This window comes from Streptomyces aureocirculatus (genome assembly GCF_000720475.1).
GTDB lineage: Bacteria > Actinomycetota > Actinomycetes > Streptomycetales > Streptomycetaceae > Streptomyces > Streptomyces aureocirculatus.
Genome location: NZ_JOAP01000024.1, coordinates 14,205 through 28,377 on the forward strand (window position 1 = coordinate 14,205; position 14,173 = coordinate 28,377).

Below are 14,173 nucleotides of genomic sequence, written 5' to 3' on the forward strand. Positions count from 1 at the left end.
CATGACTGACGTCCTGCTCACCGTAGGCACTCGAAAAGGCCTGTTCGTCGCCCGCCGCACGCACGGCACATGGCGGTTCGACGACGGGCCGTACTTCAACGCGCAGGCGGTCTACTCGGTCGCGATCGACACCCGTGGCCCGGCACCGCGCCTCCTCGTGGGCGGCGACAGCGCGCACTGGGGGCCGTCGGTGTTCCACTCCGACGACCTGGGGCGCTCCTGGACGGAGCCGCGGAAGCCCGCGGTGAAGTTCCCGAAGGACACCGGCGCGTCCCTGGAGCGCGTCTGGCAGTTGCACCCGGCCGCCGCGGAGCCCGACGTGGTGTACGCGGGCACGGAGCCCGCCGCGTTGTACCGCTCCGAGGACCGCGGCGAGAGCTTCACGCTCGTCCGCCCGCTGTGGGAGCATCCGACCCGCTCGCAGTGGCAGCCAGGAGGCGGCGGCGAGGGGTTGCACACCATCCTCACGGACACCCGCGACCCGGCCTCCGTCACGGTCGCCGTGTCCGCGGCGGGCGTGTTCCGCACCGAGGACGGCGGGGCGAGCTGGCGGCCGTCCAACTCCGGGGTCTCGGCGGTGTTCCTGCCGGATCCGGACCCGGAGTTCGGCCAGTGCGTGCACAAGGTCGCCAGGGACGCCGTGGACCCGGACCGCCTGTATCTGCAGAACCACTGGGGGGTGTATCGCAGTGACGACTCCGGCGCCCACTGGACGGACATCGGCGAGGGCCTGCCGTCGGACTTCGGCTTCGCGGTGGTCGCCCACCCGCACCGGAGCGACACGGCGTATGTGTTCCCCGTCAACGCCGACGCGGACCGTGTCCCCGCCGACCGGCGGTGTCGTGTCTACCGCACGGCCGACGCCGGAAAGAGCTGGCAGCCGCTCAGCGAAGGCCTGCCGCAGGGCGACCACTTCGGCGTGGTGCTCCGGGACGCCATGTGCACGGACGGCGCGGACCCGGCGGGCCTCTACTTCGGCAACCGCAACGGCGAGGTGTACGCGTCGGCGGACGACGGCGACACCTGGGAGCAACTGACCTCGCACCTGCCGGACGTCCTGTGCGTGCGGGCCGCTGTCCTGGAGTGACTGGTGCCGCCGCTTCCGGGCGGTGCGGGCGGTGCGGGCGGTGACGAGCTTCGGCATTGGTTGATCGGCGCGATGGGTACGGCAGTAGAGTGACGCTCCGTGGCACCACGACCCTTGCATGAAATCGTCGAAGCCGGCTGGGCCAAGGCCCTGGAGCCGGTGGCCGAACAGATCGCCTCCATGGGTGACTTCCTGCGCGCGGAGATCGCCGCGGGCCGCACCTATCTACCGTCCGGAGCGAACGTGCTGCGCGCTTTCCAGCAGCCGTTCGACGAGGTGCGCGTACTGATCGTCGGCCAGGATCCGTACCCCACGCCCGGGCACGCGGTCGGTCTGTCCTTCTCGGTGGCGCCCGACGTCAGACCGCTGCCCGGCAGCCTGATCAACATCTATCGTGAGCTGAACAGCGACCTCGGTCTGCCCCAGCCGTCCAACGGCGACCTCACGCCGTGGACCCGGCAGGGCGTGCTGCTGCTCAACAGGGCGCTCACGACGGCCCCGCGGAAGCCCGCCGCGCACCGCGGCAAGGGCTGGGAGCAGGTCACCGAGCAGGCGATCCGGGCGCTCGCCGCGCGCGGCCGGCCGATGGTGTCGATCCTGTGGGGCCGTGACGCCCGCGATCTGCGACCGCTGCTCGGTGAGCTGCCGTCGGTGGAGTCCGCGCACCCCTCGCCGATGTCGGCGGACCGCGGCTTCTTCGGGTCGCGGCCGTTCAGCCGCGTCAACGACCTCCTGGCGCGGCAGGGCGCGCAGCCGGTGGACTGGCGGCTGCCGTGACGGAGCGGGTGCTCGTCCTCGGCGTGGACTCCGGTGGTTCGGGGCTGCGTGCCGTCCTCGGCGGGTTGCCCGACGTGCCGCCCGCGGGCGGTCCCGTGCGGTCGCGGGAGCCGGTGCGAACCGGTCCCCGCGGCATCGACGCCGCCCACATGCTGGAGCAACTGACGCCCATGGTGCGGCGGTTGCTGGCGGCCGCGGGCGGCGGGCGGATCGCCGCGGCGGCCGTCGGCGCCGCCGGGACGGCGACACTCGGCGACGACCTGCGCGCCCAACTGCCCGGTGCGCTCGCCGAGCTGTTCGGGGTGCGGCGGGTGGCGCTCGCCGCCGACGCCGTGACCGGCTATGCGGGCGCCCTCGGCGGGCGGCCCGGCGTCGTCGTCGCCGCGGGCACCGGTTTGATCGCCCTGGGCACCGATCTGAGCGGGTGGCGGCGGGTCGACGGCTGGGGCCATCTGCTCGGCGACTGCGGCAGCGGTGCCTGGATCGGCCGGGCCGGTCTGGAGGCGGCGATGCGGGACTTCGACGGGCGCCCCGGCGGTTCGGCCGCGCTGCGCGCCCGCGCCGAGGAGCTGTTCGGCGGCCCGCTGTCGGGCCTTCCCGGCCAACTGTACCCGCGGGCGGACAGGGCCGCCGTGCTCGCCGCGTTCGCGCCCGAGGTGGGGCGCTGCGCGGTGGACGGCGATCCCATGGCCGTCCGCGTGCTGCGGGAGGCCGCCGGGCACATCGCGGACGCGGCGGTCGCGGCCTGCCCGCCCGACGGGTCCTGCGACGTCTCCCTGACCGGCGGCCTCCTACAGCTCGGCGCCCCGCTCATGGAGCCCCTGGAGGCCCATCTGACGGAGCGTCTCCCCCACGCCCACCGCGTTCCGGCCGCGGGCGACCCGCTCGACGGCGCCGTCCACATCGCCGCCGCCCTCGCGACGGACACCCTCGAACTGCCCCGCGACCCGCACCTGCTGTACGTGCCGGAGTGACCGGAACACCCACTGGGGACGGGCAGGCCGCGCACTCCGGCGTACGACCCCGGGGGCACCCGGAGTACCGCGCACCGAAGCACCGATTCCGCTCGCTTCACGCGTCACATGCGAGCACACCAAACACACAAATCGACACGCGCCTCGCAGCCCTCTCCCCACCCACCCGACAAAGCGGACTTATACCGCTGACCTGCACCCTCCCCGAACGGCGGAGGCCCTCAAGCCAGTAGCATGCGGCGCCATGAGCTCCTCCACTGGGCCCGCATCGGGCCTGCCCGTACGAATGCCGCGACCCCGTCAGCCGGGCCGGCACCGCCGCCCGGAGCCCGTCGCGGCTCCCGAGGGCGCGCCCGCGCTCGTCCTCGCCGTGCCGGGCGTCCCCAGCACCAGCACGCGCGGCCTCGCCGAGGAGGTCGCCTCCATCTCGCGCTCCGAGCTGCCCGGCCTCGATGTCAGGATCGGCTACGTCGACGGGACGGACGCCGACGCCGGCCCGTCGGCGGAGTTCCCCACGCTGCAGGCCGTGCTCGCGCACACCGCCGCCGAGCGCACCGCACGCTACGAGCAGGCGCTGGCCGCCGGCGTCGAGGACGCCCGCCGCCCCGAGGGCCCCGTCGCCGTGGTGGTGCCCCTGCTCGCGGGCCCCGACAACGCGCTGATGCGCCGCATCCGGCAGGCCGTGATGGACAGCCGTGCCGCGGCCGAGCTGACCGATGTCCTCGGCCCGCACCCGCTGCTCGCCGAGGCGCTGCACGTGCGCCTGTCCGAGGCGGGCCTGGCCCGCGCCGACCGGGCGCGGCTCTTCACGGTCGCGACCGCGGCGGACGGCATCGTCCTCGCCACGGTCGGCGGCGACGAGGCCGTGCAGGCCGCGGGGATCACCGGCATGCTGCTCGCCGCCCGGCTCGCGGTGCCGGTGATGGCCGCCGCCCTCGACGAGGACGGCTCGGTCGCCGCGATCGCCGAGCAGCTCCGCGGCTCGGGATCGGCCCAGCTCGCCCTCGCGCCGTACCTGATCGGCCCCGAGATCGACGCGAGCCTGCTGGAAGCGGCCGCGAAGGAGGCGGGCTGCGCCGTCGCCGAACCGCTCGGCGCCTACCCCGCGATCGGCAAACTGGCCCTGTCCAAGTACACGACGGCGCTCGGCATCACGCCGCCGCAGCCGTCCGGGGCATCGGTGCGCTGACGCACAGCAGACGGAACGCTGGACATACGGAACGCGGGACATGTGGTGGGGCCGCCCCGAGATCGGGGCGGCCCCACCACATGTCCCGGACGCGGTCGCCTTCGCACGTCACCCGCGGAAAGCCGCCTCGACGCGTCACCCGCGGAAGAGCGGGCCCCGCCGCTCAGGCGAAGACCACGCAGCTCGCCGCCGGAACGCCGATCGCCCCCGCGCTCCGGGGCAGCCCGCTGTCCGCGTCCAGGGCGAACCAGGTGACGTCCCCGGACCGCTCGTTGGCGGCGTACAGAAAGCGCCCTGAGGGATCTATGGCCAGGTCACGGGGCCAGGCGCCGCCGCAGTCCACGGAAGCCGTCAGACGGGCGGCGGCGCCCTCCTCGTCGAGGGCGAACACGGAGATGACGTCCACGCCCCGGGTCGCCGTCCACAGGAAGCGGCCGTCGGGCGCGACGACGACCTCCGAGGGGTAGGCGTCGCCGTCGGGCTCGCCGGAGAGGACGGGCGTCTCGGCGAGCGGCCGGAGCGTGCCGTCGGCGGGGTCCCAGGAGCACACGGTGAGGGTGGGCGTGAGTTCGTTCAGGACGTACGCGAAACGGCCGCCGGGGTGGAAGGCGAGGTGCCGCGGCCCGGTGCCGGGCCGCAGCGCGACCTCGTGCCGCACGGTGAGCCCGTCGTCGCCCGGCGAGCAGACCCGCACGGAGTCGGTGCCGAGGTCGACGCTGAGGACCCAGCGGCCGCCGGGGTCGGGCAGCACCTGGTGGGCGTGGGGGCCTTCCTGGCGCCCCTGGTCGGGTCCCGAACCCTGGTGTCGCAGCACGCCCGCCGGGGCGGAGGCCAGGCTTCCGTCGCTGTCGACGGGCACGCTGGTGACGCTGCCGCAGCCGTAGTTCGCGGTGTGGACGTGCCCGTCGTGCACAGTGAGGTGGGTGGGGGCGGCAGCCCGCACGGACACCGGGGCGCCGAGCAGCCGTACGGCGTCCCCCGCCGTGCGGAACGCGGAGACCGTTCCCTCGGTGCTCTCGCTCACCGCGTAGAGGGTGCCGCCGTCCGCCGACAGCGCCAGGTACGAGGGGTCGGCGACGGCGTCCGACGACCCCAGGGCGGTCAGCGCGCCGGACGCGGCGTCGAACGCCGCGGTGACGATGCCCGGCCCTCCCGCCCGTGTGAAGGACCCGATGTACGCCCGCCGCTCCTGCCCGACCACTGCGTTCCCCTCTCGGTTCGCCTCGGGCGCCGCGCCCCGGCGGCACCACGGAGGTGACGCTAGCAGCCTGGTCTGGACCACTGGGGGCGGAGGGGGCACCCCGTACCCGGGGCCGAGGGGGCCGGGGCGTCAGGCGCCGACGAGCCGCCGTCTGCGCGGCGAACTCCGTACGGGCGCAGCGAGTTCGAGCAGCGCGTGCTCCAGGCGGTGCAGATGCGCGAGGGCGGGTTCGGTGACACCGGCGTGCTTTACGGCGGCGGGGGCGGCAGGACCGGCCAGCGCCTCCTCGGAGGCGATCAGCGCTTCGACGGCGGCCTCGACCCGCGCGCAGGCGGCGGCGAGGCGGTCGTCGTAGGAGGCCTCGGGGTCGGCGGCGATGGCGGTCAGGCTCCGCGCCTGCGCCGCGCACTCGTCGAGCAGCGCGATGACCTGGTGTGCCCGGGCCCGCCGCGCGCGCAGCGGGCTGAGCGGGTGCACGAGCGGCGCGAGCGAGAGCCGCACCCGGGCGAGCGTCAGCTCCAGCTCGGCGATGTGCGGGGCCGGGTCGGCCGTGGCCGAGCCGGAGAGGCGGGCCGCGGCCTCCCGGGTGCAGGCGTGCACGGTGCGGACGGCCCGCTCGATCCAGGCGGTGGTCGTGTCGTGGGTGGTGACGGGCAGCACGAGCAGCACGGCGATCACCGCGCCGAGCGCACCGGCCCCGGTCTCCAGGAGCCGCAGCGCGAGCAGCCCCGGGTCCAGGACGCCGAGCAGGCCGTAGAGGCCGCCCGCCATCACGGTCACCGACAGCATCATCCACGTGTACGAGACGGCGGCGGTGTAGAAGATCCCGAAGACGCAGACGGCGACGAGGACGGCGGTGGGCACGAGGGCGCCGTGCAGCGGCAGGACCACGACGGCGCCCACCGCGATGCCGATCAGCGTGCCGAGGACCCGGCGGAAGCCGCGGACCAGGGTCTCGCCGCGTGACACGGTGTTCACGAAGATCCACCAAGTGGCGCCGATGGCCCAGTACCAGCGGTCTCCGGAGAGCTGGTGGCCGACGACGAGGGCGACGGCCCCGCCGAGGGTCGCCTGGACGGCCTGTCGCGTGGTGGCCCGCGCGAGCCCACGGCGCGCGGCGAGCACCGGCACCGCCGGGGCCGGCAGGCGCCGCTCGTAGCACCACAGGCCGAAGCGGACCGTCGACGACGCGAGCAGCGCCACCCCGATCGCTCCGTAGAGGTCGGGCAGTTGCGCGAGCTCCGTGTGCAGGAACTGCGCGGCGAAGAAGGTCATGAAGGCGAACACGCCGAGGGAGTGGCCCCGGGGCCCCCACCGGCGCGCGTACACGCCGGCCCCCATCACCGCGAGGAACGCCAGGTCGCGCGCCACCGGGTAGTCGTGCAGGAGCGCGGCGAGCGCGAGGACGGGGAAGCCCACGACGGGCAGCAGCGCGGTGGTGACCGCCTGCCCGCGGACCGTCGTGTCGAGGACGGTGAACAGCGCGAGCAGCGCGGCGAGCCCGGCGATGATCGCCGCGACCAGCGAGTGGCCGATCAGGGCGCAGACCGCGACCGCCAGCGAGATGCCGAGGACGGCTCGGGTGGCGCTGCGCAACCGCAGCCGCCCCGGATCCGGAGCCACGAACATCGACTTCAGCACAGTTTTGCCACCCCTCTGCGGTCCCGGCGGTCACGGCCTGCCCGACTCCGGACAGGCAGAGTCCGGACCTGACGCATGCGGACATGAATGCGGACATGAATGCGGACATGAATAAGGCGCCGCGGAATCCCGCAGCGCCATCGACGGAACCATCACACCATTCAGGGGCCCGGTGGCTCAACCGGGACTCGTACGGCAGGGCCATTGGCCCAGTCTGGAGCCTCGGAGCCGGTACGTCGTCGGGCCAACGGCCACGTCGTCGCACCGGCTCCCGGGCTCAGGCCGGCACCGGGGCTCAGGTCCCGGGCTTACGGCCGTAGGTGAAGACGTCGTCGCCCTTGCGGAGCATGTTCCAGTACTTGACGGCGTCCTTCTTGGTCATGTTCACACAGCCGTGCGAGCCCGGCGGGGCCCAGACGCTGATGCCGACGGAGTGGAAGGCCTGACCGCCGTCGAAGAACTGGCTGTAGGGCATCGCCACGTGGTACAGGCTGGAGACGTGGTCGATGTCCCGCCAGTAGACCTTCTTCAGGCCGGTGCGGGTCTCGTGTCCGTTGCGGCCGGTGCGCACCGGCACCGGGCCGTACTTCAGGGTCTTGCCGTCCTGGATCCAACTGAGCTGACGCGTCAGGTCGACGCAGGCGATGCGGCCCTTGTTCACCGGGCACTTGCCCGCCTTGTTCGGGTTGTTGCCCGCCGCCTTCTGCTTGTTCATGAGATCCATGACGCCCCAGGTCACGGCGCCCGCGTAGCCCGCGTTCGGGCTGATGGAGTGCTTCGTCTGGAAGGCCTTGATGGCCTTGCAGTCGGCGGTCGACTGCCGGCCGTCCACCGGGCGGCCCAGGAACTTCTCGACCTTCTTCTGGTACGGGCCCGCCTGCGCCGAACACGACGCGGCCTGCGCGGTGGTGCTCCCCAGGGCCACCGTGAGCGGGGCCACCAGCGCGGTGATCCCCAGAGCGACGACTCCTCGTCTGCGTATGTCCCCCACTGCGGTCCACTCCTCGTATGTCGTGATGTCGTGATGTCGTGATGTCGTGATGTCGTGCGTCTTATGTCGGTGTTCGCCGACGTGTGTCGGTGTTCGCCTGTTAGACCGCGGAAAGGGCCGACTCGTTGCAGTGCGAAGTGAAACAGGTACGTAACAGCGGTCGAGCGGGGGCACCGGGCCGTTGGTACGGTCACCAGTGATCGACTCGCGCACCCGGGAGAACCGCACCATGGCCGTCGACGAACTCGACACCCGCATCCTGCGGCTCCTCCTCGAGCAGCCGCGCACCAGCGTGCGGGAGTACGCGCGCATCCTGGGCATCGCCCGCGGCACCCTCCAGGCCCGCCTCGACCGCCTTGAGCGCGAGGGGGTAGTCACGGGCACAGGACCGAAGCTCTCCCCCGCCGCACTCGGCCACCCCGTGCTCGCCTTCGTACACATCGAGGTCACCCAGGGGCACCTCGACGAGGTGGGCGACGCGCTCGCGGCCGTACCGGAGATCATCGAGGCGTTCTCCATGACCGGCGGCGGCGACCTCCTGACCCGGGTGGTCGCCCGGGACAACGGCCACTTGGAGGACGTCATCCAGCGCCTGATCCAGTTGCCTGGCGTGGTGCGCACACGGACGGAGATGGCGCTGCGCGAGCGGGTTCCGCACCGGTTGCTGCCGCTGGTCGAGTCGATGGGGCGGGCGGCGGCCGCACAGAAGTGAGCAGGGGCCCCGGGGCGGGGAAGGCGCCGCTCAGCCGGGGCGGCGACGGGCGACGCGGCGTACGAGGCCGGGGAGCGCGGCGCCTGCCGCGAGGGCGGCGAGGGGCAGGGCAGCGTCCAGCCAGGGGTTCCGCAGCGGTCGGTAGGTGGCGGTCCCGTTCTTGATCTCTATGAAGCCGCGGGGCCGGGCCTTGACGCCGCCGCCCACGATGCCCGCGCCGTCCTCGCCCGTTCCCGTCGCGGGTCCCGCGCTGCCGCCGAAGCCGAAGCCCACCTCGGCGACCGGTACGACGGTCACGCCCCCTTCGGTGACGGGCTCGCCGTAGACGACCGCTGATGACGGGCCCTTCAGTTCGTTCGCCAGGCGCTCCATCAGGGCGACGGCGGCGGCCTGCGCTGCGGACGCCCCGGCCTGCGGGGCGTCCGGGCTCTGCGCCAACTGCCCGGTGCGGCCACGGTCCTTCACACGACGCGATCTCATGACGCACACGATAGGCACCGCCAGGTATGCAGGCACCACCGGGCATGGAGGCGGCATGGAGGCGCCACCGGGCATGGAGGCGCCACCAGGCATGCTGGGCACATGCGCACCCTGAACCACACCTCGGTCATCTTCGATCTCGACGGAACGCTCGTGGACAGCGAGCCGAACTATTTCGAAGCGGGTCGGCAGCTCCTCGCGGAGCACGGCATCTCCGAGTTCACCTGGGCGGACCACGAGACGTACGTCGGCATCTCCACCCAGGAGACCCTCGCCCTGTGGAAGGAGCGGTACGGCCTCAGTGCGCCGCTCGCCGATCTGCTCGCGGAGAAGAACCGGCGCTATCTGGCCCTCGCGGGCGCGTCCACCCGCGTCTTCCCGCAGATGGGGAAGTTCGTGGAGGCGCTGGGCGGGGCGGGGGTGCCGATGGCGGTGGCGTCCGGGTCCTCGCGCACGGCCATCGAGGCGATCCTCGCGGTCACCGGCCTCGACGCCCACCTCACCACGATCGTCTCGGCGGACGAGGTCGAGCACGGCAAGCCCGCGCCCGACGTGTTCCTCGCGGCGGCCGCGCTTCTCGGTGCCGAGCCCGCCGACTGCGTGGTCCTTGAGGACGCCGCGCCGGGTGCGCTCGCCGCGAGGGCCGCGGGCATGCGGTGCATCGCGATCCCCTACGTCGCCGCGCAGGCGGACGACCCGGCCTTCGCGTCGGCGGACCTGCTGTTCCGGGACGGCCAGGAGGAGTTCACGGCACAGGCGGCCCTTGACTGGCTGACGGCGGGGGCGTAGCCGGACCCGCCCACGGGCAGCCCGGCCTGGTGGTCGTCGACTGGCCGGATCGCCGGAGCCGGTACACGGTGATCAGGACGGAGGTGTCACCGCGAACGGCGTGGGTACCTGCGCCCCGCGGCCGGAGGCAACCGCCTCCGCGAAAGCGCCCAGCGCGCCGTCGAAGGCCACGCGAAGAACGGAGGCACCATCGTGAGCGAGCAGAACCCCCCGTCCGTCGGTGCGGAGGGACCGCCCGTGCCGCGGGACCTGCCCGACCAGCAGGCGAAGGACGGGGAGGACCCCTGGGACCCGGACGACGACTCCGAGACGACCGGTAACGCGCCGGACGCCGACGACGACGTGCCCGACACGGACGAGGCGGGCACCGGCAGGCGCGGCACCCCGCCCGCACCCGGCCCGGGGCCCGACGGCCCCGTACCGGACGAGCCCGCGGACTAGGCGCGGACGTGGACGCGCGCCCTGATCCGCCGCCGGCCTGTCCGCCGCCAGCTCACCGGGACCGACCCGAGCACACGCACCACGAAAGGAATGATGAGCAGTGAGCGACAAGGAACTGTCCTCGGCACCGGTCACGGTGGAGCTCAGCGACTGCTCCGCCGAGGACGCGGCGGCGGTCTTCGACCTCTTGCGCGCGGCCTTTCCCCAGGCCGCTCCGGCGGACGCCCCCACCGGGGCGAGCGACACGGACGGCGCGTCCGGTGCGGCCGCGGGCGGCGGTGGCAAGGCCACGGTGTGGACCGAGACCTTCGACATCGCCGCGGCGGGCGAGGCCGCCCCACCCGGCACGGCGGGCACCCTGTCCCGGCCGGTCTCCGCCGATGTGCAGGGCGGCTATGTGGGGGTGGACCGGATGCGGACGTTCCTGGCCTCCGCGTTCTCCGTGAGCGACGAGGGCTCGGCCTTCGGGGATCAGGAGAAGGACGTCCACCTCTGCCTGTCGAACCGCTGACGCCGCTGACGCCTGACCCGGCCGGAGCGGGTCAGGCGCCGAGGGGCAGTACCACGTTGTTGATGAGCGGGCCTTCGATGGTGACGCCTTCGGTGATCAGCGACTCGGGCAGCGGTGGCAGCGGGCTCGCCGCCGTGGGGGATGCCGCCCCGACGGGCACGGCGGCGGCCGGTGCTGTGAGTGCGGTCATGGCGGCGAGCGATGCGACCACGAGGGCGACGGAGCGGCGCAGGGAACGCGTGCGGGGCATGGAACCACCTTGTCCACTGGCGGAGTTGAAAACCCCCGAGGTGTCTCCGGGGGTTTTCCGGGTGGCGGGATGGCTGCCCGTGGTGCCCTCCGGTTATGCGGGGTGTCCCTCGGACGAGGTCGGCGAACCTCGTCCTCGGGCGGCTACTTCACCGTGAGTTCCGCGATGCCCGGGTGCTTCTTGGCCCCGGCTTCACCATGCACCGTCACCCGCACGTACCGCGCGAGCCGCGGCGCCTCCGTGCCCTTCACGGTGTGCCAGTGGCGTCCGTCGAGGGACACCTCGGTCTCGTGCGCAGCCGGCTTCACCTCGGTCCACGCCGGGGTGACCTCGCCGACCCGCACCGGCTTGCCGAGGTCGGCGGTCAGGGTGCCGGTGGCCGCGTTCGGGACCCAGGAGGTGGCCGAGTTGCCGTCGACCGCGGCGCCCGCGTACATGCCGGGCTCCTCCGAGGACGCCTTGGCGGGCTTGCAGCGGGCCGTGTTGTCCGTCGGGGTCAGGTCGGGGCGGCGGGTCTTGAGGACGACCGGGGAGCCCTCGCTGACGGTCTGCTCGCCCTGGGGCGTTTCGAGGGTCATCGGCGCACCGGAGGCGAGGCGCACCGTGGTGTGCTCGGCGCCGATCTCCACGTCGTACCTGCGGCCCTGCCAGGCCATGCCGCGCAAGGTGACGCCGTCGGCGAGCTGCGGGGGCAGCATCGGGTCCAGGCGCAGCCGGTCCGTTCGCATCCGCATCCCGGTGAGGCCGTTGGTGAAGGTCTGAAGGAAGCCGCCCTTGCCGGTGAGGAAGTCGTGCGCCGGGGAGCCCGACAGCGGGTCCTCCGCGCCCGCCTTGTCGCCGCGTGCCTCCGAGAACTGCGCGAAGGGACCTCGTACGAACGGCCGGATGGAACGCTCGATATAGGTGTACGTGAAGCAGCCGGGCTCGCCGATTCCCGCGGCGCCGACCGCGTGCACGGAGTCCGTCATGGCCGGGCCGTCCGGGTCGGTGCGCGCCGCGTAGTAGTCCAGCGTCGCGGCCCCGGCCCCCTCGGGCATGGGCCACTCCAGCGGGTACATGAGGAGGACCGTGTCGGCCTGCTTTATCTTGCTGCCCTTGTAGCCGTCGTACTGCTCGAAGACCTTGCGTCCGGCGTCGTAGGGGATGCGGATCTTGTCGGCGATGGCGTTCCACTCGGCCGGTGCCTGCCGTCCCAGGAGGCGCGCGACGCGGGTGGCGTTGCGCAGGGACGTGACGGCGCCCGCGTTGGTGAACACGGCGTCGTCGACGCCGTTGCTGTACTCGTCGGGTCCCGCGGTGTCCTTGATCGAGTAACTGCCGTCGGTGTTGCGGCTGACGCGGCCCGCCCAGAACTCGGCGATGCCCTTCATCACCGGCCAGCCGCGCTCACGCAGCCACGTGGTGTCCTTGGTGGCCAGGTAGTACTGCCAGGTGGCCAGGGAGATGTCGGACTGGAGGTGGATCTGGGTGCGGCAGTGCGGCGGGTCCACGCTGTGGCACTCCTTGGCGAGATCACCCGAACTGCCGCTGTTCCAGGGGTAGAAGAGTCCCTTGTAGCCGAAGCCACGGGCGTTCTCACGGGCCGCCGCGCGGGTGCGGTAGCGGTAGTCGACCACGGACTTGGCGAGGGCGGGCCGGGTCGCGAGGAGCCCGGGGTACATCCATGTCTCGGCGTCCCAGAAGACAAGGCCCGCGTAGTTGTCGCTGGTGAGGCCCGCGGGCGCGATGCTGTTCGCGGCGCCCTCGCGGGTGCTTGCGAGCAGTCCGTACTGCGCGGAGCGCACCCAGGTCTGGAGCTCGTGACGGCCGGGGACCTCGATGTCGCTGCGCCACAGTTGGGCCCAGGCGGCGGTGTGGGACCGGAGGATGGCGTTCCAGCCGCGTGCGGCCGCGCGCTGTGAGGCGCTGGTGGCGTCCTTGCGCGGGGCCCGTGAGGTCAGGCCGGTGTCGACGCCGACGTACTTGGTGAGCTCGTACGACCGCCCGCTGCGGACGGGCATCGTGAGCGACTGCCGGTTGGTGAGCTTCGTGGCCTTGCCCGCTCTGCGCTCGCGGGCGCCGGACACGCCGTGTCCGGCGCGCAGGGTGGAGGCGACGGCGCCGGCGACCTCGGTGCCCTCGGTGCGGAACGCGACGTCCATGGCCGGTCCGTCATGGCCGTGCCGGTCACCGCCGCCGGTCTGTGCCACGCGCCGCGCGCCGCGCCCGTCGATGAGGTCGGTGACGGTCGCGTCGCCGTTCCAGTGCGGCCGCATCGTCATGCGAACGGCACCCACGTGCGGGTCGGTGCGGTCGGCGAGCACCTCGTGGACGAGGTCGGTGCGGCGGCCGTCGGACGCGGTCCAGGTGAGGCTGGTGCGGACGATGCCGCAGTGCATCATGAGGCTCTGGCGGTAGGCGGAGATACGGCCCGGTGACGTCGAAGAGTTGAAGGTCTCGGCACCCGCGCCGCCGGTGGTGACGGTGAGCGGCGTCCAGGTGGGCAGTGCGGCGACGGCCTGCCGGTTCTCGGCGGTCTGCTTGTTGTGCGCGTACAGGCCGGAGACGAAGGAACCGTCGTAGCGCGGGGTGAACAGCGGCCATCCCGTCTTGGCGTCGCTCGCGGCGTAGCCGGTGCCGTTGGGCGGCACGCGCTGCCCCAGGTAGCCGTTGCCGACGTAGGCGTGGTGGCTGTCCTCGGGCTCGACGCGGGTGCTGTCCAGCGTCCAGCCGCCGCCCTGCCGGCAGTCTGTGGGGGTGCGGGAGGCGGGGGCGGCGTCGGCCCCCGCCGTGGCTATCGGGGGGACCACGGCGATGAGCACCCCGGCGAGCAGCGCCGCGGAGAGCCGGGCGGCGCGCGGCCGCGAACCCAAAGAGCAGAGAGAGTACGGGGAGTACGTCATTGTTCTCCGTCGTGGTGAGGTGAGGGTCCACGGACCATAAATTTTATGAACGAGGCACGTCAATGATTCGCGCATGACTTCCAAGTCTCGAATCCAAAGGGTGCATATTGCGCCACTCGGACCTGTCGGATGTGTTCTTCGCGGTGCCGGACGGGTCCCGGTCGCCGCGACTACGTCACAAGACCCCTCCAAGTCGCGTGCCGCACAGGTAAATTGACCTGGCAGCCCGAGGGGGGCGTGCTCGGTGG

Annotated in this window: 14 protein-coding genes; 8 read left to right on the forward strand and 6 right to left on the reverse strand. The window is 73.0% G+C overall.

Features of this window, described 5'->3' with window-relative positions; translation table 11 throughout:
- Position 1 precedes the first annotated feature (1 nt).
- From IG78_RS0122580 to IG78_RS0122595, 4 genes are all read left to right on the forward strand, one after another.
- A complete protein-coding gene (locus tag IG78_RS0122580; protein WP_030566038.1) occupies positions 2-1,087 on the forward strand; it encodes a WD40/YVTN/BNR-like repeat-containing protein in 1,086 nt (361 codons plus the stop codon).
- A 99-nt stretch (positions 1,088-1,186) separates the two neighbouring features.
- Positions 1,187-1,864 (forward strand): uracil-DNA glycosylase, encoded by a 678-nt coding sequence (locus IG78_RS0122585; protein WP_030566040.1) that lies wholly within the window; start codon positions 1,187-1,189, stop codon positions 1,862-1,864.
- Complete coding sequence (locus IG78_RS0122590; protein WP_030566042.1) at positions 1,861-2,838, forward strand: N-acetylglucosamine kinase; 978 nt, start codon at positions 1,861-1,863, stop codon at positions 2,836-2,838. The genes IG78_RS0122585 and IG78_RS0122590 overlap by 4 nt, the downstream gene beginning before the upstream one ends.
- A gap of 244 nt (positions 2,839-3,082) precedes the next feature.
- Entirely contained in the window at positions 3,083-4,027 is a 945-nt protein-coding gene (locus tag IG78_RS0122595; protein ID WP_078964885.1) for a sirohydrochlorin chelatase, read from the forward strand.
- Between the two features lie 163 nt (positions 4,028-4,190).
- Here the strand turns inward: IG78_RS0122595 and IG78_RS0122600 are convergent, their stop codons facing one another.
- From IG78_RS0122600 to IG78_RS0122610, 3 genes are all read right to left on the reverse strand, one after another.
- Complete coding sequence (locus IG78_RS0122600) at positions 4,191-5,228, reverse strand: lactonase family protein (RefSeq protein WP_030566046.1); 1,038 nt, start codon at positions 5,226-5,228, stop codon at positions 4,191-4,193.
- Positions 5,229-5,357: 129 nt separating this feature from the next.
- Complete coding sequence (locus tag IG78_RS0122605) at positions 5,358-6,869, reverse strand: FUSC family protein (protein WP_030566048.1); 1,512 nt, start codon at positions 6,867-6,869, stop codon at positions 5,358-5,360.
- A 295-nt stretch (positions 6,870-7,164) separates the two neighbouring features.
- A complete protein-coding gene (locus IG78_RS0122610) occupies positions 7,165-7,860 on the reverse strand; it encodes a L,D-transpeptidase (protein WP_030566050.1) in 696 nt (231 codons plus the stop codon).
- Positions 7,861-8,089: 229 nt separating this feature from the next.
- On the opposite strand from IG78_RS0122610, the gene IG78_RS0122615 reads away from it, so the two are divergent.
- Positions 8,090-8,572, forward strand: a complete 483-nt coding sequence (locus IG78_RS0122615; protein ID WP_030566052.1) for an Lrp/AsnC family transcriptional regulator — start codon at positions 8,090-8,092, stop codon at positions 8,570-8,572.
- Positions 8,573-8,602: 30 nt separating this feature from the next.
- Here IG78_RS0122615 and IG78_RS0122620 read toward each other — a convergent pair whose 3' ends face one another.
- Positions 8,603-9,052, reverse strand: coding sequence for a GerW family sporulation protein (locus tag IG78_RS0122620; RefSeq protein WP_078964883.1), 450 nt, complete (start codon positions 9,050-9,052; stop codon positions 8,603-8,605).
- Between the two features lie 102 nt (positions 9,053-9,154).
- Here IG78_RS0122620 and IG78_RS0122625 point away from each other — a divergent pair, with 102 nt between their 5' ends.
- The 3 genes from IG78_RS0122625 to IG78_RS0122635 all read left to right on the forward strand — a co-directional run bounded on the left by IG78_RS0122625 (position 9,155) and on the right by IG78_RS0122635 (position 10,793).
- On the forward strand, positions 9,155-9,841 hold the full coding sequence (locus IG78_RS0122625) for an HAD family hydrolase (protein WP_030566056.1): 687 nt from the start codon (positions 9,155-9,157) through the stop codon (positions 9,839-9,841).
- Positions 9,842-10,033: 192 nt separating this feature from the next.
- Positions 10,034-10,282, forward strand: coding sequence for a hypothetical protein (locus tag IG78_RS0122630; protein ID WP_030566059.1), 249 nt, complete (start codon positions 10,034-10,036; stop codon positions 10,280-10,282).
- 100 nt (positions 10,283-10,382) lie between these two features.
- On the forward strand, positions 10,383-10,793 hold the full coding sequence (locus IG78_RS0122635) for a hypothetical protein (RefSeq protein WP_030566061.1): 411 nt from the start codon (positions 10,383-10,385) through the stop codon (positions 10,791-10,793).
- Positions 10,794-10,824: 31 nt separating this feature from the next.
- On the opposite strand, the gene IG78_RS42535 is transcribed toward IG78_RS0122635, so the two are convergent.
- A complete protein-coding gene (locus IG78_RS42535; RefSeq protein ID WP_031128510.1) occupies positions 10,825-11,043 on the reverse strand; it encodes a hypothetical protein in 219 nt (72 codons plus the stop codon).
- Between the two features lie 143 nt (positions 11,044-11,186).
- Positions 11,187-13,925: a glycosyl hydrolase family 65 domain-containing protein gene (locus IG78_RS0122645; RefSeq protein WP_030566063.1), complete on the reverse strand. Its 2,739-nt coding sequence runs from the start codon at positions 13,923-13,925 to the stop codon at positions 11,187-11,189.
- Between the last annotated feature and the right edge of the window lie 248 nt (positions 13,926-14,173).